Genomic DNA, 19,534 nt, shown 5'->3' with positions numbered 1-19,534 from the left:
GCCAGGGCTACCCATCGAGTCGACGAGTAGCCTGGCCGGTCACCCGGAAAGGCGAAAAATGCTTATAATGCCCAGCGTTTTTTGGTCCACCGGACCTGCGTGCAATCCACTCCCAACCTGGACACCGAAAAGCCTTGATACGTCTGCTGAAGTTCTTCTGGTGGTCTTCCGTCGCAGTCATCTGCGCGCTCGTACTCGGTGTGAGCGGTGCGTTTCTGTATCTTAGTCCCAGCCTGCCCTCGGTCGAGTCCCTCAGAAGCATCCAGTTGCAGATCCCCCTCAGGGTGTACAGCAGCGATGGCAAGCTGATTGCCGAATTCGGCGAAATGCGCCGCTCGCCGATCCGCTTCGCGGAAATTCCCCCACAATTCATTCAGGCGCTGCTGTCAGCAGAGGACGACAATTTCCTCAACCACTACGGTGTCGACCCCAGCAGCCTGATGCGCGCAGCAACCCAGCTGGTGAAAACCGGTCATATCCAGACCGGCGGCAGCACCATCACCATGCAGGTGGCGAAGAACTTCTTTCTCACCAGCGAGCGCAGCTTCTCACGCAAGACCAACGAGATCCTGCTGGCCCTGCAGATCGAGCGTGAGCTGACCAAGGACGAAATCCTCGAGCTGTACGTGAACAAGATCTACCTGGGCAACCGGGCCTACGGTATCGATGCAGCTGCGCAGGTGTACTACGGCAAGTCCATCCGTGACGTGAGCCTGGCGCAGATGGCGATGATCGCCGGCCTGCCCAAGGCACCGTCGCGCTTCAACCCGCTGGCCAACCCGGTGCGCGCCAAAGAGCGCCGCGACTGGATCCTCGGACGCATGTACAAGCTGGGCAAGATCGACCAGGCCAGCTACGAGGCCGCTCTGGCCGAGCCGCTCAACGCCAGCTATCACGTGCCGACGCCTGAGGTGAATGCCCCGTACATTGCCGAAATGGCCCGCGCGGAAATGGTCGGCCGCTACGGCAGCGACGCCTACACCGAAGGCTTCCGCGTCACGACCACCGTGCCTAGCGACATGCAGGAAATGGCCAACAAGGCCGTCCTCAAGGGCCTCTCCGATTACGATGAGCGCCACGGCTACCGTGGCCCTGAAGCACGCTTCCCGGGCCGCACCCAGGCAGCGTGGCTGCAGGAGCTGGGCAAGCAACGCACCCTTGGCGGCCTGGAGCCAGCCATTGTCACCCAGGTGGAACACACCGGCCTCAAGGTGCTGACCCGTGACGGCCAAGAGGCGCAGGTTGCCTGGGACACCATGAAATGGGCGCGCCCGTTCATCAACAACAACGCCCAGGGCCGTTCGCCGCAGTCGCCGGCCGACGTGGCCCAGGTCGGTGACCTGGTGCGCCTGCAACGCCTTGACGATGGCACATTGAAGTTCAGCCAGGTGCCCGTTGCGCAGAGCGCCCTGGTCACCCTCGACCCGAACAGCGGCGCCATCCGCGCCCTGGTCGGCGGTTTCTCGTTCGAGCAGAGCAACTACAACCGCGCCGTGCAGGCCAAGCGCCAACCGGGCTCAAGTTTCAAACCATTCATCTACAGCGCCGCGCTGGACAGCGGCTACACCGCTTCCAGCCTGGTCAACGATGCGCCGATCGTGTTCGTTGACGAGTCAGTGGATAAAGTGTGGCGACCGAAGAACGATACCAACACCTTCCTCGGCCCTATCCGCATGCGTGAGGCGCTGTACAAGTCACGTAACCTGGTGTCGATCCGCCTGCTGCAAGCCATGGGCGTGGACCGCACCATCGACTACATCGCCAAGTTCGGCTTCAACAAACAGGACCTGCCGCGCAACCTGTCGCTGGCCCTGGGCACCGCCACCCTGACCCCGATGGAAATCGCCACCGGCTGGAGCACCTTTGCCAACGGTGGGTACAAGATCACCCCGTACCTGATCGAGCGCATCGAGAGCCGCAGCGGCGAGACACTGTTCACCGCCAACCCGGCCCGCGTACCGCAAGGTGCCGAAGACCAGGCGGGCCTGGCCGCACCCGAGCAGCCAATCAGCACTGCGGCCATGCCAGGCGAGGCACCTTCTGCCTTCAGCCAGGTGGCCGCGGCATCGCAAGCGCCGGCAGTGGCTGAACAAATCATCGACGGGCGTACCACCTACATTCTCACCAGCATGCTGCAGGACGTGATCAAGCGCGGCACCGGCCGCCGGGCGCTGGCCTTGGGCCGCACCGACCTGGCGGGCAAGACGGGTACGACCAACGAATCCAAGGACGCCTGGTTCTCCGGTTACAACGCCGATTACGTAACGACCGTTTGGGTCGGCTTCGATCAGCCGGAAACCCTCGGCCGCCGCGAATATGGTGGGACCGCGGCACTGCCGATCTGGATAAGTTTCATGGGCGCAGCGCTCAAGGACAAGCCTGCGCATGCCCCGGCAGAGCCGGAAGGCATTCTCAGCTTGCGCGTCGACCCGGTCAGTGGGCGCGCAGCATCGCCGAGCACACCAAATGCCTACTTCGAGCTGTTCAAAGCCGAAGACTCGCCGCCGTCGGTGAACGAACTGGGCAATGGCGCGGTACCGGGCAGCCCGCTGCCAGCCGATGAAGCGACACCGATGGACCTGTTTTAAGGCAGGGCGCCTGACTCAGGTTTTGCGTGGACGCGTGAATCGAGCGCCGCGCGGGCGGCGCTCGATCTGATAGGCGCCACAAGCGCCCTGACGAACACCTTGCAGCCCTGACACATTCCCAAGCCCCAACAAAAAGCCCCGGCTCATGCGAGCCGGGGCTTTTTATGTCGCTTGTGGCAATCAGCCGTTGAACACTTCATCCACGCTGGTCAGCGGGTAGTGCTTCGGATAAGGCAGGGTAGCCACGCCGGATTCGATGGCAGCCTTGGCCACAGCATCGGAAACGACGGTGATCAAGCGTGCATCCAGCGGCTTCGGAATGATGTACTCACGGCCGAACTCCAGGCCTTCAACACCATAGGCTTCGCAAACTTCCTTAGGCACTGGCAGCTTGGCCAGGTCTTTCAGGGCGATAGCGGCAGCGATCTTCATTTCTTCGTTGATACGCTTGGCGCGAACGTCCAGAGCACCACGGAAGATGAACGGGAAGCCCAGTACGTTGTTGACCTGGTTCGGGTAGTCGGAACGACCAGTAGCCATGATCACGTCGTTGCGAGTGGCATGCGCCAGCTCTGGCGAGATTTCCGGGTCCGGGTTCGAGCAAGCGAACACGATCGGGTTGGCAGCCATCGACTTCAGGCCTTCCGGGCTCAGCAGGTTCGGGCCAGACAGACCTACGAATACGTCGGCACCGTCAAGGGCGTCGGCCAGGGTGCGCTTGTCGGTCGCGTGGGCGAACTGCGCCTTGTACTGGTTCAGGTCGTCACGGCCAGCGTGGATCACGCCACTACGGTCGATCATGAAGATGTTCTCGACCTTCGCACCCATGCTTACCAGCAGCTTCATGCAGGAAATGGCAGCAGCGCCGGCGCCCAGGCAGACGATCTTGGCGTCTTCCAGTTTCTTGCCAGCGATTTCCAGGGCGTTGATCATGCCGGCGGCAGTCACGATGGCAGTACCGTGCTGGTCATCGTGGAACACCGGGATGTCGCACTGTTCGATCAGGGTACGTTCGATCTCAAAGCACTCAGGAGCCTTGATGTCTTCAAGGTTGATGCCACCGAAGGTGATCGAAATGCGGCGAACGGTGTCGATGAACGCTTGCGGGCTTTCCGATTCGACTTCGATGTCGAACACATCGATACCGGCGAAACGCTTGAACAGAACACCCTTGCCTTCCATGACCGGCTTGGAAGCCAGTGGGCCGAGGTCACCCAGACCGAGGATGGCAGTGCCATCGGAAATCACCGCAACCAGGTTGCCTTTGCCGGTGTATTTGTAAGCCAGCTCTGGATCACGGCCAATTTCGCGCACCGGCTCTGCAACACCTGGGCTGTAGGCCAGGGCGAGGTCACGGGCGGTGGCAGTGGGCTTGGAGAGTTCAACGCTCAGTTTCCCCGGACGAGGTTGAGCGTGATATTCGAGAGCGGCGGTTTTCAGGTCTGACATGGTGGGCATTCCGCTATTTACTGTTCTGACGGACCGCCGAGGATACGCAAAGAGCCGGGGAGCCACAAGACTGGCCGGTCACTTGTGTCAAGGCCTTTAGCCTACGACTTTACGCTACAACCCACGGGGCATACGACCAACAGTGTGTACAATCTAGTAGCGAAATGTCTACATATTTTAGCCTGAAATGCGCTCCAACATGCTCGGGTCGGTCAATGGCAACACCCAGCGTCGCTGCCCGGGCTTGAGGCCACCCCTGCGGGAACGATCCAGCACCCAGCCGCGCGCTTCGACCTGGCGTCCCTTGAGGTTATCGAAGAAGCTGGCGGGGAAGTTGCGCTGCAGACGAGCGGGAACCTGCAGCACCAGGGTACTGCCCAGTGGCAGCCAGACCCCACCACGATTTCGCTCGATACCTTCGATACGACCACGCACAACAGCGAAACCTGACTGCCTGACATTGCCTGCAGCCACTACGGGCGAATGCCGCCACAGGCCAACGCCAGCCTGGCGCGCAGCTTGTTCGGCACGCTGCTGGCAACCGCTGAGACGTACATTAGGGGCAATAGCCACGCGGTAGCCCAAGCCCTCGCTAAGCAATTGCGCTTCCAGATTGTCGCCATTGCGGCTGTAGATGTGCGCCAGTGTGCGACCGTACTTGTCTTTACCTTCAATACCAGGCACCAGCCCGACGCGATCATCATTGGCCTTGACCAAGGCCTGCAATCGCCGCCTGGCAGCTTCGGCATAGGGCTCACTGGTACGTCCCTTGCGACCCATTTCCGGGGCATTGATACCGATCAGCCGCACACTGCGGCCATCGACCAGACGCAAGGTGTCGCCATCAACCACCTGTCGTACCGCTACCCATTGGGGCTTATCCGGCAGTGGGCAGAACGCCAGGACCGGGAAATGCCAGATTGCGCCCACAAAAAAGGCGCCCACAAGGGACGCCTTCTTCAGCAACAATGCGAAACCCGAAGGATTCGCCATGCGCATGATTACTTCTTGGCACCGAACATGCCGAAGCGATCGGCGAACTTCTGTACGCGACCACCGGTGTCCAGAACTTTCTGCTTACCGGTGTAGAACGGGTGGCACAGGTTGCAAACGTCGATCGACAGGACGTTGCCCAGGGTCGAACGAGTTTCGAACTTGTTACCGCAGCTGCAGGTGACTGCAACTACTTCGTAGTTCGGGTGGATACCTTCTTTCATGGTCACTTCCTCGAGCTGCGTGCCGCCACCCAACACCAATTGTTGAATACCGCACGTAATTAGGCGGCGAATAATACCAGAGCACACCGTCAGCGCAAGATGTCGCTTGCACCGACCGTCGTCTGCTAGGCTCGCCAGTCCTTGTAACGCCCTCCGAGACTTTCCGCGTGTCCGACGTCATCCTGCGCCTTGCCCTGCCCTCTCCGCTGCGGCGCCTGTTCGACTACAAGGCGCCGGCGAGCATGGCGCGCCTGACCTTGACCCCTGGCATGCGCATTCGCGTGCCCTTTGGCCGCCGCGAAATGATCGGCGTGCTGATAGAGGTGTGCACGCAGAGCGAAGTGCCCGCCGACAAACTGAAGCCTGCCAGCGCCCTGCTCGACCCGGTGTCCCCCATCCCCGCGTCGCTGTTCAAGCTGTGCCTGTGGACCGCCCAGTACTACCAGCACAGCCTGGGCGATACCCTGAGCTGGGCGCTGCCCACGCTACTGCGCCAGGGCGAAGCCGCCGAAATGCGCCAGGAACGCTTCTGGCACATAGCCCCTGGCGCCCGCCTGGAAGACCCGCGCATCGCCCGCGCGCCGCGCCAGCGCGACGCACTCAAGACCCTGGCTCAGCACCCGCACGGCGTGGCCCACAGCCTGCTGGCCAAACTCAACCTGAACAAGGACAGCCTCGACCTGCTGCTGGCCAAGGACCTGGTACAGATCGAGACGCGCCGCCACTTGCCGGCACTACGTCATGAGCACTGGCTGGCACAGCCGGAACTGCCGCTCAACGAAGAGCAACGCGAAGCCTTCGACGCCGTGTGCGAGGGTTTTGGCGGTTTCGGCGCGTTCTTGCTGGCCGGCGTCACCGGCAGTGGCAAGACCGAGGTCTACCTGCAACTGATCCGCGAAACCCTGGAAGCCGGCAAGCAGGCGCTGGTGCTGATCCCGGAGATCAACCTCGGCCCGCAAACCCTGGCCCGCTTCGAGCAACGCTTCAACGCGCGCATTGCCCTGCTGCACTCTGCGGTGAACGACCGCGAACGCCTGGATGCCTGGCTGGCGGCACGGGACGGCGAGGCCGATATCATCATCGGCACCCGCTCGGCATTGTTCACGCCGATGAAAAACCCCGGCCTGATCATCATCGACGAAGAGCACGACGGCTCCTATAAACAGCAGGAAGGCCTGCGGTACCACGCCCGCGACCTGGCGCTGGTCCGCGCTCACCAGGAGAACATCCCGATCCTGCTCGGCTCCGCCACACCGTCGCTGGAAACCCTGCATAACGCCCTGACCGGCCGCTACCGCCTGCTGCGTATGAACCAACGCGCCGGAGGGGCACGCCCGCCGCGCATGCTGCGCCTTGATGTGAAGAGCCTGCCACTGGACAGCGGCATCAGCGGCCCGCTGCAGCAGGCTATCCGACAGACCCTGGAGGCTGGCCAACAAGTGCTGGTGTTCCTCAACCGCCGCGGCTTTGCCCCAACCTTGCTGTGCCACGATTGCGGCTGGCTGTCCGAATGCCCACGCTGCGATGCACGCATGACCGTGCACCAGCGCTCCGGCGTGCTGCGCTGCCACCACTGTGGCTATGACGAACGCCTGCCGCACCAGTGCCCGCAATGCAACCACGTCGACCTGCGCCCGGTCGGTGCCGGTACCGAGCGCGCCGAAGAGCGCCTGAATCTGCTGTTCCCGGATTACCCGATCCTGCGCGTGGACCGCGACAGCACGGCGCGCAAGGACGCCATGCACAACCTGTTCAGCACTATCCAGCGCGGCCAGCCGAGCATCCTCGTCGGCACCCAGATGCTCGCCAAGGGCCACCACTTCCCGCGGGTGACCCTGGTGGCCATCCTTGATGCCGATGGCGGGCTGTTTTCCGGCGACTTCCGCGCCAGCGAACGCATGGCACAACTTATCGTACAGGTGGCCGGGCGGGCCGGGCGGGCCGAAGAGCCCGGCAAGGTCATCATTCAGACCCATCTGGCCGACCACCCACTGCTGGTCCAGCTAACCGAGCAAGGCTACTTCGCCTTCGCCGAACAGGCCCTGGACGAACGCCGAGCCGCCGGGCTGCCGCCCTACTCGCATCTGGCCTTGCTGCGTGCCGAAGCACACAAGCCGGGGCAGGCCGAAGGTTTCCTCGACGAAGCCTGTGCCGCCGCCGAGCGCCTGGTGGCCGAACAGCACCTGCCGGGCATCGAACTGCTGGGCCCGGTACCGGCGCCCATGGAGCGCCGCGCCGGACGATTCCGCGCACAATTGTTGATACAGGCCAATACCCGGGCGCCGTTGCATCGACTGATCAGCGCCTGGTTGCTAGTGTTGGAACAGTTGCCGAGCGGGCGCCAGGTGCGCTGGTCGCTGGATGTCGACCCGGTAGACCTGTATTGATCTACAAGCTGCGAGTGACCAGCCGTAAGCAAGCGCCGGGCGGGTGCGATGCCGCTTTTTCTTGCCGCTTGTGGCCCCCAGCTTGCCGCCCAAAGGTTGGCAACCTGCTCCCGGCAACGGATAATGCCCAGTTTTTCCACCTGCGCATCCAGGCGCTCACCGCGCTTGCGGTCGAAAAGAGATCCCCATGAAAGACACCATTCGCCAGCTGATCCAGCAAGCCCTCACCCAACTCGTCACCGACGGTGTGCTGCCTGAAGGGCTGTCGCCGGCGATCCAGGTGGAAAACGCCCGGGACAAGACCCACGGCGACTTCGCCAGCAACATCGCCATGATGCTGGCCAAGCCGGCCGGCATGAAGCCGCGCGACCTCGCCGAAAAACTGATCAACGCCCTGCCGGCCAGCGCCGACATCAGCAAGGTGGAGATTGCAGGCCCCGGCTTCCTTAACTTCTTCCAGAACACCGACGCCCTGGCCAACCGCCTGGATGCCGCCCTGGCCGACGCCCACCTGGGTGCACGCAAAGCCGGCCCGGCGCAAAAGGTGGTGATCGACATGTCGGCACCCAACCTGGCCAAGGAAATGCACGTCGGCCACCTGCGCTCGACCATCATCGGCGACAGCGTTGCGCGCGTGCTGGAGTTCCTGGGCGACAACGTCATCCGCCAGAACCACGTCGGCGACTGGGGTACCCAGTTCGGCATGCTGATGGCCTACCTGCAGGAAAACCCGATCACCAGCGACGAGCTGTCGGACCTGGAAAACTTCTACCGCGCGGCGAAGAAACGCTTCGATGAATCGGAGGAGTTCGCCACTCGCGCCCGCGGCCTGGTGGTCAAGCTGCAAGCCGGTGACCCCGAGTGCCTGGCCCTTTGGACACGCTTCAAGGACATCTCGCTGTCACACTGCCAGAAGACCTACGAGCTGCTCAACGTCAAGCTGACCATGGCCGACGTGATGGGCGAAAGTGCCTACAACGACGACTTGGCCAACGTGGTGGCCGACCTCAAGGCCAAGGGCCTGCTGGTCGAAGACCAGGGCGCCCAATGCGTGTTCCTCGACGAGTTCAAGAACAGCGAAGGCGACCCCCTGCCGGTAATCGTGCAGAAGGCTGACGGCGGCTATCTGTACGCCACCACCGACCTGGCTGCCGTGCGTTACCGCAGCAACGTGTTGAAGGCTGACCGCGCTCTTTACTTTGTCGACCAGCGCCAGGCCCTGCACTTCAATCAGGTGTTCGAAGTGGCCCGCCGCGCTGGCTTCGTCGGCCACCCGATGCAAATGGAGCACATGGGCTTCGGCACCATGAACGGCGCCGACGGCCGCCCGTTCAAGACCCGTGACGGCGGCACCGTGAAGCTGATCGACCTGCTCACCGAGGCCAAGGAGCGCGCCTACGCGCTGGTCAAGGAAAAGAACCCGAGCCTGGCAGACGACGAACTGCGCCACATCGGCGAGGTGGTGGGCATTGGCGCGGTGAAATACGCCGACCTGTCCAAGCACCGCACCAGCGACTACAGCTTCAACTTCGAGCTGATGCTCAACTTCGAAGGCAACACCGCGCCTTACCTGCTGTACGCTTACACCCGCGTAGCCGGCGTGTTCCGCAAGCTGGGCAAAGGCTTTGACGAAGTCGACGGCAAAATCGTGCTGCAAGCTGCCCACGAGCAGGACTTGGCCGCGCGCCTGGCGCAGTTTGGCGAAATCCTCAACAACGTCGCCGAAAAAGGCACGCCGCACGTGCTGTGCAGCTACCTGTACGACTTGGCCGGCCTGTTCTCCAGCTTCTACGAGAACTGCCCGATCCTCGCCGCCGAAACCCCTTCGCAGCAGCAGAGCCGGCTGCGCCTGGCCGCCCTGACTGGCCGCACCCTCAAACAAGGTCTGGAACTGCTCGGCCTGGAAACCCTGGAGCGCATGTAAGTTGGCTGCCAAGAAAAAACCTGCCCCGAAACGCGGCGCCAGCCGCCAGACGGCACCGGCCAAACAGCCGATCCCCGGCTGGGTATGGCTGGCGGTCGGCCTGACCGTAGGCGCGTTCATCGTGTTCCTGATGAAGCTCGAACCCGGTGGCGATGACATCAAGCGCACCAAGCCCGAGCAGGAGAAGCCGGCGAAAGCGGCCGAAGCCGGCAAGCCCGCGCAAGCTACTGCGCAACAGCCGGTGAAGCCGAAGTATGACTTCTACACCCTGCTGCCGGAGTCTGAGGTGATCGTGCCGCCGGAAGCCGTACCGGAGAAAACCCCACCGGTGCCGGCCCAGCCGGTAACCCCGGTGACACCAGCAGAAGCGGCGAAAATCGACACGGCAAGGGCCCAGGCAGCGTTGCTCGGCCAGACCCCGCCACCGCCACCACCCGTGATCAAGCCGGCGGCGACCACGCAGTACTTCCTTCAGGCCGGCTCGTTCCGCAAGCAGGCCGATGCCGACAAGGTACGGGCACAGATCATCCTGCTGGGTCAGTCTGTGAAAGTGGAGTCAGGCACGGTCAAGGAAGAAACCTGGTACCGCGTGCTGGTCGGGCCGTTCAGCAACCGCGAGCAGTTGACCGGGGCACAGAAGCAGCTGGCTGGGGCCGGGTTCAGCAACCTGTTGCTGCAACAGCGGCAGACCCGTCAGTAACGAAGAAGGCCTTGCCGCAGCGGTGCGACAAGGCCTTCTTTACATGGACAGCATTACCCGTTAAGGGGCTGCAAAGCAGCCCCACTACCGTCAACCCCGCCCCGCATTCCTTTCGGACACCTGGCTGTTCAGCGTCCAGAAGTCATACAGCACCCCCACCAGGAACAATCCGCCGGTAAAGAAGTAGATGATCGCGGTGATCCACTTGCCCTGATACAGCCGGTGCAGGCCAAACACCCCCAGGAAGGTCAGCAGAATCCAGGCGATGTTGTAGTCGATACGCCCCGATTGAAACCTCAGGTCGGCTTCACGGTCCATGGACGGGATCAGGAACAGGTCGATCAACCAACCAATGCCCAGCAAGCCCAAGGTGAAGAACCAGATGGTCCCGGTAATCGGCCTGCCGTAATAGAAACGATGGGAACCGGTGAAGCCGAAAATCCACAGCAGGTAGCCAATGGTTTTGCTGTGGGTGTCGTGAAAGGGCGCCCCCTGTTGATAACTGTTCATTCATAGCCCCTGTGGGTTATCCGAAAATTTTCTAAGAAAAAATGTGACTTTCTCGTCGCAAGCCGACATACGGCACCTGGGCAATCGACCAACGGATCAATAACTGATCAAAAAGCTGTTATAAAGTTGCGCGCCCAACACATAACTATTCATAAGAGCTTCATCTATGCCGCCTTTGATCAAGACATGGCTGACCCTCTGCCTATTATTGCCCCTGGCCGCCCACGCCACCAATCGTGAGCAACGTCTTCCCAATGGTTTCACCGGCTACACGACCAACGCCTCGGTGAAACGCGCACCAGTCAAACAGACTGCGCTACGCGCCCGCCCAAGCAATACCGCCATCAGCCGCGGTGCGAATGTCGCCGCCATGTCGCCAAAGCAAAGCAGCGATGTGCTCAGCCGTGCGGTAAATGTGCTCGGTACTCCTTATGTTTGGGGCGGCAGCAGCCCGAAAAAAGGCTTTGACTGCAGCGGGCTGGTCAAATACGCCTTCAACGACGTCGCCGACGTCGACCTGCCGCGCACCTCCAATGCCATGGCCCAGGGCCACGGAGTGAAGGTGGCCAAGGGTGACCTGAAGCCTGGCGACCTGATCTTCTTCAACATCAAGAGCCGTCGGGTCAATCACGTAGCCATCTACCTGGGTAACGACCGCTTCATCCACGCTCCACGCCGTGGCAAGCGGGTGAGTATCGACACCTTGAGCAAGCCTTACTGGCAGAAGCACTACGTGGTGGCCAAGCGGGTGCTGCCGAAAGAGCAGCAGCTGAGTCTGGCCAAGCGTTAATCTGATCGGCGCTATCCGGTACCGGCCCCTTCGCGCACGCCCGCTCCCACAGGTACCGCGTCGCTCTCGCGGGCAGCGTGGCAGCGGGCGCGCCCGCGAAAGGGCCTTTGCAGGTACTACAAGCCTTTGATCAGCCCTCGCTCCCTCAGCCTCCGCAACGCCCCCTCCATCGTCCGCATCCCCTCCGCTGCCCCGCCCTGCATCACCGAAGACAACTGCGCCAACCGCCCCTCCCGAACCAGGTTACGCACCGCCGGCGTCGCCACCAGCACTTCCCGCGCAGCCACCCGCCCACCCCCCACGCGCCTGACCAGCACCTGCGTGACCACCAGGCGCAGCGACTCGGCCAGCATCGCCCGCACCAACGGCTTTTCCTCGGCAGCAAAAACCTCCACCAACCTGTCGATGCAGCTGGTCGCCGAACGCGCGTGCACGGTTGCCAGCACCAGGTGCCCGGTTTCGGCCGCGCGCAGGGCCAGGCGAATGGTTTCCAGGTCGCGCAACTCGCCGATCATGATCACGTCCGGGTCCTGGCGCAGCGCACTGCGCAGCCCCTGAGCAAAGCCGCGACTATGGCGCCCCATCTCACGCTGGTTGACCAGGCTGCGCTGGCTGGCATGGATGACTTCGACAGGGTCCTCCAGGGTAATGATGTGCAGTGCCCGCTCGCGGTTCAGCTGGTCGAGCAGCGTTGCCAGGGTACTGGACTTGCCACTGCCGGTCGGCCCGCCCACGAGGATCAAACCATCTCGGCATTGCGCAACAGATTGAAACACATCCACAAGGTCCAGCTCACTCACCGTCGCAATGCGCCCCGGAATCAACCGAAAGGTAACCGACGGGCCATTCAACTGGCGAAACAGGTTCAGCCGAAAGCGCCCAAGCGCCGGCAATTCCAGCGCAAGGTCCATTTCATCGTCTTGGGCCCACTGCCGGCGCTGGTCGTCATCCAGCACGCTCGCCATGCCCTCGATCAAGGCCCCCTGGCTCAAGGGCGGCAAGCCCATACGCTGCAACTCGCCATCCAGGCGCAGCATCGGAATCTGGCCCGTCGCCAGGTGCAGGTCTGAAGCCCCCGCATCCACAGCTCGGGCCAACAGGTCGGTCACATCCATGAGACTCCCCAAAGGCCTTCAAGCAGGTAGAATGCCGCAGACCCTACAGCTGCCGGCATCGATCCATGTCCACCCTAGCAGACAACCTTTCCGCGATTTCCGCCCGTATCGCCAGTGCTGCCCAGGCAGTCGGGCGTGATCCGGCCAGCGTCCAGTTGCTGGCCGTGAGCAAGACCAAGCCCGCCAGCGCTATCCGCGAGATCCATGCCGCCGGTGTGCACGACTTCGGGGAGAATTACCTACAGGAAGCACTGACAAAGCAGCAGGCCCTCAGCGACTTGCCCTTGATCTGGCACTTCATCGGCCCCATTCAGTCGAACAAGACCAAAGCCATCGCCGAGCATTTCGACTGGGTGCATTCCGTGGACCGCCTGAAAATTGCCCAACGTCTGTCGGAACAACGCCCTGCCGGGCTGGCGCCGCTGAACATCTGCCTGCAGGTGAACGTCAGCGGCGAAGACAGTAAATCCGGCTGCACCCCGGCCGACCTACCCGCGTTGGCCAAAGCCGTAGCCGCACTGCCCAACCTGCGCCTGCGCGGGCTGATGGCAATCCCGGAACCCACCGAAGACCGCGCCACCCAGGAGGCCGCCTTCGCCAGCCTGCGCAAGTTGCAGGAAGGCCTGGGGTTTGGCCTGGACACCCTGTCCATGGGCATGAGCCACGACCTGGAAGCGGCCATCGCCCAGGGCGCGACGTGGGTACGAATTGGCACGGCCCTGTTCGGAGCCCGCGACTACGGCAACACCTGATTCCATGCTTCACTCACTCTTTTCCACAAGGACCTGACATGAGCAAGACACGTATTGCCTTTATCGGCGCCGGCAACATGGCCGCCAGCCTGATCGGTGGTCTGCGTGCCCAGGGCCTGGACGCCTCGCAGATCCGCGCCAGCGACCCGGGCGCCGAGACCCGCAGTCGCATCCAGGCCGAGCACGGCATTGAAGCCTTCGAGGACAACGCCCAGGCCATCGATGGCGCTGACGTCATCGTGCTGGCGGTCAAGCCACAAGTCATGAAAACCGTATGTCAGGCACTGCAACCCAACCTGCAGGATGGCCAACTGATCGTTTCAATCGCCGCCGGCATCACGTGCGCCAGCCTGCAAAGCTGGGTGGGCGCTCGCCCGGTGGTGCGCTGCATGCCCAACACCCCGGCATTGCTGCGCCAAGGCGTAAGCGGCCTGTACGCCACCGCTGAAGTGTCCGGCGAACAGCGTCAGCAGGCCGAACAACTGCTGTCGGCCGTGGGCACCGCCCTGTGGCTGGAGCAGGAACCGCAATTGGACGCCGTGACAGCTGTGTCCGGCAGTGGCCCGGCGTACTTCTTCCTGCTGATCGAGGCCATGACCGCAGCAGGCGAAAAACTCGGCCTGCCACGTGAAACGGCCTCCCAACTGACCTTGCAGACGGCCCTGGGCGCCGCACACATGGCAGTTGCAAGCGATGTCGATGCCGCCGAACTGCGCCGCCGCGTCACTTCGCCCGCCGGCACCACGGAAGCGGCGATCAAGTCGTTCCAGGCCAGCGGCTTCGAAGCCATCGTCGAGCAGGCGCTGCAGGCTGCAGCCACGCGCTCTGCCGAGCTGGCCGAACAACTGGGCAAATAAGGAGCCTTAGATGAATGCACTGTCAGGCGCCGCGATTTTCGTGGTGCAAACCCTGGTCAGCCTTTACCTGGTAATCGTCCTGCTGCGCTTCGTGCTGCAACTGGTCAAGGCCAACTTCTACAACCCGCTGTGCCAGTTCGCCGTTCGTGCCACCCAACCGCTGCTCAAGCCGATCCGCCGGATCATCCCTAGCGTTGGCGGGCTGGATACCTCGTCGCTACTGCTGGCGGTGGTCATCCAGGCCTTGCTGATGGGCTTCGTGCTGATGGTCACCTACGGTACCTTCGGCGACGTCCTGCACCTGCTGATGTGGGCGATCATCGGCATCACCTCGCTGTTCCTGAAGATTTTCTGGGTGGCGATGATCGTCATGGTGATCGTTTCCTGGGTTGCACCCAACAGCCACAACCCGGCGGCCGAACTGGCCTACCAGATCAGCGAGCCAGTGCTGGCGCCGTTCCGCCGCCTGGTGCCAAATCTGGGTGGCATGGACATCTCGCCGATCTTCGCCTTCCTGGCGATCCAGGTGGTCCAGTCGTTTGTCATGCCCCCGCTGGCCGCCTACGCTGGCATGCCTCAAGAGCTGTGGCGAATGATCTGAGGCTCGCCAGAGCCAGCGTACCCCCAGTCGCAAGCCTTTGCTTGCCGCTGGGGGTAGCGCTCTTTAGACTTACGCCTCCGTCAAGCGTGAGCAGGGTCGATGTCAACTGTCTTTCCCGAAGATTCCGTCGGTCTGGTAGTACCGCAAACCGCCCGGTTCGATGAACCGCTGGCACTGGCCTGTGGCCGTTCACTGGCCAGTTACGAACTGGTCTACGAGACCTATGGCACCCTGAACGCCAGCGCGAGCAACGCCGTGCTGATCTGCCATGCCCTGTCCGGCCACCACCATGCCGCTGGCTACCATGCCGCCACCGACCGCAAACCGGGCTGGTGGGACAGTTGCATCGGCCCCGGAAAACCGATCGATACCAACCGCTTCTTCGTGGTCAGCCTGAACAACCTCGGCGGCTGCAACGGCAGCACCGGCCCCAGCAGCGTCAACCCGGCCACCGGCAAACCGTATGGCGCCGACTTCCCTGTACTGACCGTAGAGGACTGGGTACACAGCCAGGTGCGCCTGGGCGAGCGCCTGGGCATCCAGCAATGGGCCGCTGTCGTCGGCGGCAGCCTTGGCGGCATGCAGGCACTGCAATGGACCATCAGCTACCCCGAGCGTGTGCGTCATTGCGTCGACATTGCCTCGGCGCCCAAGCTGTCGGCGCAGAACATCGCCTTCAACGAGGTGGCGCGCCAGGCCATTCTCACCGACCCTGAGTTCCATGGCGGCTCGTTCCAGGACCAGGGCGTGATCCCCAAGCGCGGCCTGATGCTGGCACGCATGGTCGGCCACATTACCTATCTGTCCGATGATTCGATGGGTGAAAAATTCGGCCGAGAGCTGAAAAGCGACAAGCTCAACTACGACTTCCACAGCGTCGAGTTCCAGGTCGAAAGCTACCTGCGCTATCAGGGCGAGGAGTTTTCCGGCCGTTTCGACGCCAACACCTACCTGCTGATGACCAAGGCACTGGACTATTTCGACCCGGCCGCCACGCACGGTGGTGATCTGGCCGCCACCCTGGCCCACGTCAAGGCAGACTACTGCATCATGTCGTTCACCACCGACTGGCGCTTCTCTCCGGCCCGTTCGCGCGAGATCGTCGATGCGCTGATGGCCGCGCGCAAGAACGTCTGCTACCTGGAGATCGATTCGCCCTACGGGCACGATGCCTTCCTGATCCCCACACCTCGCTACATGCAGGGTTTCTCGAACTACATGAACCGCATTGCCATCTGAGGACAGCATGAGAGCCGATCTGGAAATCATCCACGACTGGATCCCCGCCGGCAGCCGGGTACTCGACCTGGGCTGCGGTAGCGGCGAACTGCTGGCCTCGCTGCGTGACCGCAAACAGGTCACCGGCTATGGCCTGGAAATCGACGCCGACAATATCGCCGCCTGCGTGGCCAAGGGCGTCAACGTCATCGAACAAGACCTGGACAAAGGCCTGGGCAACTTCGCCAGCAACAGCTTCGACGTGGTGATCATGACCCAAGCCCTGCAGGCCGTGGAATACCCCGACCGCATCCTCGACGAAATGCTGCGAGTGGGCCGTCAGTGCATCATCACCTTCCCCAACTTCGGCCACTGGCGCTGCCGCTGGTACCTGGCGACCAAAGGCCGCATGCCGGTATCGGACTTCATGCCGTATACCTGGTACAACACGCCGAACATCCACTTCTGCACCTTCGCCGACTTCGAAGAACTTGTGCATGAACGCCGAGCCAAGGTACTCGACCGCCTGGCGGTCGACCACTTGCACCGCAACGGGTGGGGTGGCCGGCTATGGCCTAATCTTCTAGGTGAGATCGGCATCTACCGCGTCAGCAGTCCGGGCCTGCAAGAGCACCAGCTCGCGGTCTGACGCCCACCGGAGGAATCGCCCCATGCGTCGCCTAGCCCTGTTCCTGATCAGCCTGTGCCTGGCCCTGCCAGTACTGGCTGCCGATGCCGCACGCCCCGAGCGCAAGGAGGTATTTGGCGACGTGACGGTGCACTACAGCGCATTCACCTCGAGCATGCTCACACCCGAGGTGGCCGCGGCCACCGGCCTGGTTCGCAGCAAGAACCAGGGCGTGCTCAACATTACCGTCCTCAAGGCCAGCAAACCTGCCACGGCGGTGATCAGCGGCACGATCAAGGACCTGACCGGGCGCAGCAGCCCGCTGTCGTTCAAGCAGATTACCGAACAGGGCGCGGTGTACTACATCGCCCAGTTCAAGATCGACCAGCCAGAAACCGTCACCTTCGACCTCAACATCGAAACCGGCGGCATCAGCAACTCTCTCCGCTTCAACCAGGAAGTGTTCCCAGGCGAATGATGAATTTCCAGCAACTCGTATTGGCCAGCCACAACGCCGGCAAACTCAAGGAACTCCAGGCCATGCTCGGCCATTCCGTGCAGCTGCACTCGATTGGTGAGTTCAGCCAGGTGGAGCCGGAAGAAACCGGCCTGTCGTTCGTCGAGAACGCCATCCTCAAGGCGCGCAATGCCGCCCGCATTTCCGGCCTGCCGGCCTTGGCCGATGACTCTGGCCTGGCGGTGGACTTCCTCGGCGGCGCGCCGGGCATCTACTCGGCGCGCTATGCCGATGGCAAAGGTGACGCGGCAAACAACGCCAAGCTGCTCGAGGCCTTGAAAGACGTGCCTGAAGCTGAGCGCAGTGCACAGTTCGTCTGCGTTCTGGCGCTGGTGCGCCACGCCGACGACCCGTTGCCGATCCTGTGCGAAGGCCTGTGGCACGGGCGCATCCTGTTCGAGGCCAGCGGCGACCAGGGCTTTGGCTACGACCCGCTGTTCTGGGTACCGGAGCGCAACTGCTCCAGCGCCGATCTAGCCCCAGCAGACAAGAACCAGCTCAGCCACCGCGCCCGTGCCATGGCCCTGCTGCGCAAACGTCTGGGCCTGGCATGATCGAAATGCTGTCGCCCCCCGGCGCGGCAGGCTTTAGCAGCCTGCCGCCGCTGGCGCTGTACATCCACATTCCGTGGTGCGTACGCAAATGCCCTTATTGCGACTTCAACTCCCACGCTGCCGGGCCTGAGCTACCGGAAGATGCCTACGTCACAGCCCTGCTCGACGACCTCGACCAGGAACTGGCTGCCGTACAAGGCCGCCCGATCAGCTCGATCTTCTTCGGTGGCGGTACGCCAAGCCTGTTCAGTGCCAGCGCCCTTGGCCGGCTACTGCGTGGCGTAGAGCAACGTATTCCGTTTGCGCCAGACATCGAAATTACCCTGGAAGCCAACCCGGGCACCTTCGAGCAGGACAAGTTCAAGGCCTACCGGCAGACCGGCATCAATCGTCTTTCTATCGGTGTGCAGAGCTTCCAGCCAGCCAAGCTGGAAGCTCTGGGGCGCATCCACAATGGCGACGAAGCGGTTCGAGCCGCCGGCATGGCGCGCGCGGCCGGTTTCGACAATTTCAACATGGACCTGATGCACGGTCTGCCCGACCAGTCGCTGGACGACGCGCTGGGTGACCTGCGCCAGGCCATCGATCTGGGGCCGACCCACCTGTCGTGGTATCAGCTGACCGTGGAACCGAACACGGTGTTCTGGAACCAGCCGCCAGAGCTGCCCGAAGACGACATCCTCTGGGATATTCAGGAAGCCGGCCAAGCGCTGATGGCCGAGCACGGCTACCGCCAGTACGAGGTATCGGCCTACGCCCAGGCAGGCCGCGCCGCCCAGCACAACCTCAACTACTGGCGCTTCGGCGACTTCATCGGCATTGGTGCCGGCGCCCACGGCAAGCTCACCTTCGCCGACGGGCGCATTCTGCGTACCTGGAAGACCCGCCTGCCCAAGGACTACCTGAACCTGGCCAAGCCGTTCAGGGCCGGCGAGAAGCTGCTGCCAGTCGATGAACTGCCGTTCGAGTTCCTGATGAACGCCCTGCGCCTGACCGATGGCGTGGAAGCCGAACTGTTCACCCAGCGCACCGGCTTACCACTGTCACAGCTGCAGGAAGCACGCCGTGCCGCCGAACAAAAAGGCCTTTTGCAGGTCGAACCGGATCGACTGGTGGCCACCCCAAGGGGCCAGTTGTTCCTCAATGACCTGCTGCAGTATTTCTTGACCTAAGGATGACCCATGGATCTGGTACTTGATCTGCTCGCGACGGTTTCCCGCTGGAGCCGCAGCAACCTGTCGGAGATTTCACTGGCCTTGGTAGGCTGCCTGCTGGTGCTGTTCGGCACCGATGTCAAAGCCTGGGCCGAGCAACGCCTGGGCGGCCTCGCCGGCGCCCTGCGCGTGCCGTTCATGGCGCTGATGGTGATGATCGGCAGCGGTGCTGCGCTGATCTATGCCACGCCATGGGTGGTGAAAGGCCTGAGCCAGTTCAACAACTATGCGCTGGCACCTGTGTTGCTGGTGGTGCTGGTGTTGATTGGCGTGGTGGCGGATCGCCGCGGCTGAGCTAATGGCCCCTGGGTCAACTGTCTTGCTCAACATTTGAAAGACCTGCGCAGCCGCCTGTAGGAGCGGGTTTACCCGCGAGGAGGCCGGCCCTGCTGGCCAATTTCCACCCGCCGTTCACCGTTGCCGCCGCCACCGTATTCGCGGGTAAACCCGCTCCTACACAGATTGGTGGTGGACACACATCGGTGGTTGGACACAGCCCACTGTAGGAGCGGG

General features: G+C 62.7%; 19 protein-coding genes. 14 read left to right on the top strand and 5 right to left on the bottom strand.

Going from position 1 to position 19,534, the window contains the following annotated elements:
- The first annotated feature begins 137 nt into the window (after positions 1-137).
- Complete coding sequence (locus tag ACF8FG_RS09930; RefSeq protein ID WP_392518756.1) at positions 138-2,588, top strand: penicillin-binding protein 1A; 2,451 nt, start codon at positions 138-140, stop codon at positions 2,586-2,588.
- 180 nt (positions 2,589-2,768) lie between these two features.
- On the opposite strand, the gene ACF8FG_RS09925 is transcribed toward ACF8FG_RS09930, so the two are convergent.
- The 3 genes from ACF8FG_RS09925 to rpmE all read right to left on the bottom strand — a co-directional run bounded on the left by ACF8FG_RS09925 (position 2,769) and on the right by rpmE (position 5,254).
- A complete protein-coding gene (locus ACF8FG_RS09925; protein ID WP_003249133.1) occupies positions 2,769-4,037 on the bottom strand; it encodes a malic enzyme-like NAD(P)-binding protein in 1,269 nt (422 codons plus the stop codon).
- A 177-nt stretch (positions 4,038-4,214) separates the two neighbouring features.
- The gene (locus ACF8FG_RS09920; RefSeq protein ID WP_267273555.1) at positions 4,215-5,036 is read right to left on the bottom strand and encodes a thermonuclease family protein; all 822 of its coding nucleotides are present in this window, start codon (positions 5,034-5,036) and stop codon (positions 4,215-4,217) included.
- A gap of 2 nt (positions 5,037-5,038) precedes the next feature.
- The gene (rpmE, locus tag ACF8FG_RS09915) at positions 5,039-5,254 is read right to left on the bottom strand and encodes a 50S ribosomal protein L31 (protein ID WP_003249127.1); all 216 of its coding nucleotides are present in this window, start codon (positions 5,252-5,254) and stop codon (positions 5,039-5,041) included.
- 167 nt (positions 5,255-5,421) lie between these two features.
- On the opposite strand from rpmE, the gene ACF8FG_RS09910 reads away from it, so the two are divergent.
- From ACF8FG_RS09910 to ACF8FG_RS09900, 3 genes are all read left to right on the top strand, one after another.
- Positions 5,422-7,641 (top strand): primosomal protein N', encoded by a 2,220-nt coding sequence (locus tag ACF8FG_RS09910; RefSeq protein WP_318077540.1) that lies wholly within the window; start codon positions 5,422-5,424, stop codon positions 7,639-7,641.
- Between the two features lie 187 nt (positions 7,642-7,828).
- Positions 7,829-9,565: an arginine--tRNA ligase gene (gene argS, locus ACF8FG_RS09905; protein WP_019439134.1), complete on the top strand. Its 1,737-nt coding sequence runs from the start codon at positions 7,829-7,831 to the stop codon at positions 9,563-9,565.
- A 1-nt stretch (position 9,566) separates the two neighbouring features.
- On the top strand, positions 9,567-10,265 hold the full coding sequence (locus ACF8FG_RS09900) for an SPOR domain-containing protein (protein ID WP_014592717.1): 699 nt from the start codon (positions 9,567-9,569) through the stop codon (positions 10,263-10,265).
- A 90-nt stretch (positions 10,266-10,355) separates the two neighbouring features.
- Here the strand turns inward: ACF8FG_RS09900 and ACF8FG_RS09895 are convergent, their stop codons facing one another.
- On the bottom strand, positions 10,356-10,775 hold the full coding sequence (locus ACF8FG_RS09895; protein ID WP_014592718.1) for a TM2 domain-containing protein: 420 nt from the start codon (positions 10,773-10,775) through the stop codon (positions 10,356-10,358).
- Positions 10,776-10,941: 166 nt separating this feature from the next.
- On the opposite strand from ACF8FG_RS09895, the gene ACF8FG_RS09890 reads away from it, so the two are divergent.
- Entirely contained in the window at positions 10,942-11,565 is a 624-nt protein-coding gene (locus ACF8FG_RS09890) for a C40 family peptidase (protein ID WP_053867807.1), read from the top strand.
- A gap of 116 nt (positions 11,566-11,681) precedes the next feature.
- Here the strand turns inward: ACF8FG_RS09890 and ACF8FG_RS09885 are convergent, their stop codons facing one another.
- Entirely contained in the window at positions 11,682-12,680 is a 999-nt protein-coding gene (locus tag ACF8FG_RS09885) for a type IV pilus twitching motility protein PilT (protein ID WP_014592720.1), read from the bottom strand.
- Between the two features lie 65 nt (positions 12,681-12,745).
- On the opposite strand from ACF8FG_RS09885, the gene ACF8FG_RS09880 reads away from it, so the two are divergent.
- The 9 genes from ACF8FG_RS09880 (at position 12,746) to ACF8FG_RS09840 (ending at position 19,315) form a co-directional block, all read left to right on the top strand.
- Positions 12,746-13,432 carry a YggS family pyridoxal phosphate-dependent enzyme gene (locus tag ACF8FG_RS09880; RefSeq protein ID WP_019439137.1) on the top strand — a complete coding sequence of 229 codons (687 nt, stop codon included), beginning with the start codon at positions 12,746-12,748 and terminating at the stop codon, positions 13,430-13,432.
- 38 nt (positions 13,433-13,470) lie between these two features.
- A complete protein-coding gene (gene proC, locus ACF8FG_RS09875; protein WP_014592722.1) occupies positions 13,471-14,289 on the top strand; it encodes a pyrroline-5-carboxylate reductase in 819 nt (272 codons plus the stop codon).
- A gap of 10 nt (positions 14,290-14,299) precedes the next feature.
- Positions 14,300-14,890 carry a YggT family protein gene (locus tag ACF8FG_RS09870; RefSeq protein ID WP_003249110.1) on the top strand — a complete coding sequence of 197 codons (591 nt, stop codon included), beginning with the start codon at positions 14,300-14,302 and terminating at the stop codon, positions 14,888-14,890.
- A 99-nt stretch (positions 14,891-14,989) separates the two neighbouring features.
- A complete protein-coding gene (locus tag ACF8FG_RS09865) occupies positions 14,990-16,129 on the top strand; it encodes a homoserine O-acetyltransferase (RefSeq protein WP_014592723.1) in 1,140 nt (379 codons plus the stop codon).
- A gap of 7 nt (positions 16,130-16,136) precedes the next feature.
- The gene (gene metW, locus ACF8FG_RS09860; protein ID WP_003249106.1) at positions 16,137-16,757 is read left to right on the top strand and encodes a methionine biosynthesis protein MetW; all 621 of its coding nucleotides are present in this window, start codon (positions 16,137-16,139) and stop codon (positions 16,755-16,757) included.
- 22 nt (positions 16,758-16,779) lie between these two features.
- Complete coding sequence (locus tag ACF8FG_RS09855) at positions 16,780-17,214, top strand: DUF4426 domain-containing protein (protein WP_019439139.1); 435 nt, start codon at positions 16,780-16,782, stop codon at positions 17,212-17,214.
- Complete coding sequence (gene rdgB / locus ACF8FG_RS09850) at positions 17,211-17,807, top strand: RdgB/HAM1 family non-canonical purine NTP pyrophosphatase (RefSeq protein ID WP_010955642.1); 597 nt, start codon at positions 17,211-17,213, stop codon at positions 17,805-17,807. The genes ACF8FG_RS09855 and rdgB overlap by 4 nt, the downstream gene beginning before the upstream one ends.
- The gene (gene hemW / locus ACF8FG_RS09845; RefSeq protein ID WP_019439140.1) at positions 17,804-18,979 is read left to right on the top strand and encodes a radical SAM family heme chaperone HemW; all 1,176 of its coding nucleotides are present in this window, start codon (positions 17,804-17,806) and stop codon (positions 18,977-18,979) included. Before rdgB ends, hemW begins: the two co-directional genes overlap by 4 nt.
- 9 nt (positions 18,980-18,988) lie before the next feature.
- A complete protein-coding gene (locus ACF8FG_RS09840; RefSeq protein WP_003249095.1) occupies positions 18,989-19,315 on the top strand; it encodes a DUF3392 domain-containing protein in 327 nt (108 codons plus the stop codon).
- The last annotated feature ends 219 nt before the right edge of the window (positions 19,316-19,534 follow it).

The organism is Pseudomonas sp. YQ_6, assembly GCF_043103245.1.
Classification (GTDB): domain Bacteria; phylum Pseudomonadota; class Gammaproteobacteria; order Pseudomonadales; family Pseudomonadaceae; genus Aquipseudomonas; species Aquipseudomonas alloputida.
The sequence above is the reverse complement of the archived record's forward strand: the minus strand, read 5'-3'. Positions and strand labels throughout refer to the sequence as shown.

Excerpts from the sequence above, each read along its gene's own strand:
- ACF8FG_RS09890 (WP_053867807.1), top strand. The coding sequence starts at position 10,942 with ATGCCGCCTTTGATCAAGACATGGCTGACCCTCTGCCTATTATTGCCC.
- ACF8FG_RS09865 (WP_014592723.1), top strand. The coding sequence starts at position 14,990 with ATGTCAACTGTCTTTCCCGAAGATTCCGTCGGTCTGGTAGTACCGCAA.
- rpmE (WP_003249127.1), bottom strand. The coding sequence starts at position 5,254 with ATGAAAGAAGGTATCCACCCGAACTACGAAGTAGTTGCAGTCACCTGC.
- ACF8FG_RS09885 (WP_014592720.1), bottom strand. The coding sequence starts at position 12,680 with ATGGATGTGACCGACCTGTTGGCCCGAGCTGTGGATGCGGGGGCTTCA.
- ACF8FG_RS09840 (WP_003249095.1), top strand. The coding sequence starts at position 18,989 with ATGGATCTGGTACTTGATCTGCTCGCGACGGTTTCCCGCTGGAGCCGC.
- ACF8FG_RS09895 (WP_014592718.1), bottom strand. The coding sequence starts at position 10,775 with ATGAACAGTTATCAACAGGGGGCGCCCTTTCACGACACCCACAGCAAA.
- proC (WP_014592722.1), top strand. The coding sequence starts at position 13,471 with ATGAGCAAGACACGTATTGCCTTTATCGGCGCCGGCAACATGGCCGCC.
- ACF8FG_RS09870 (WP_003249110.1), top strand. The coding sequence starts at position 14,300 with ATGAATGCACTGTCAGGCGCCGCGATTTTCGTGGTGCAAACCCTGGTC.
- ACF8FG_RS09880 (WP_019439137.1), top strand. The coding sequence starts at position 12,746 with ATGTCCACCCTAGCAGACAACCTTTCCGCGATTTCCGCCCGTATCGCC.
- argS (WP_019439134.1), top strand. The coding sequence starts at position 7,829 with ATGAAAGACACCATTCGCCAGCTGATCCAGCAAGCCCTCACCCAACTC.
- ACF8FG_RS09920 (WP_267273555.1), bottom strand. The coding sequence starts at position 5,036 with ATGCGCATGGCGAATCCTTCGGGTTTCGCATTGTTGCTGAAGAAGGCG.
- rdgB (WP_010955642.1), top strand. The coding sequence starts at position 17,211 with ATGATGAATTTCCAGCAACTCGTATTGGCCAGCCACAACGCCGGCAAA.
- metW (WP_003249106.1), top strand. The coding sequence starts at position 16,137 with ATGAGAGCCGATCTGGAAATCATCCACGACTGGATCCCCGCCGGCAGC.
- hemW (WP_019439140.1), top strand. The coding sequence starts at position 17,804 with ATGATCGAAATGCTGTCGCCCCCCGGCGCGGCAGGCTTTAGCAGCCTG.
- ACF8FG_RS09925 (WP_003249133.1), bottom strand. The coding sequence starts at position 4,037 with ATGTCAGACCTGAAAACCGCCGCTCTCGAATATCACGCTCAACCTCGT.
- ACF8FG_RS09855 (WP_019439139.1), top strand. The coding sequence starts at position 16,780 with ATGCGTCGCCTAGCCCTGTTCCTGATCAGCCTGTGCCTGGCCCTGCCA.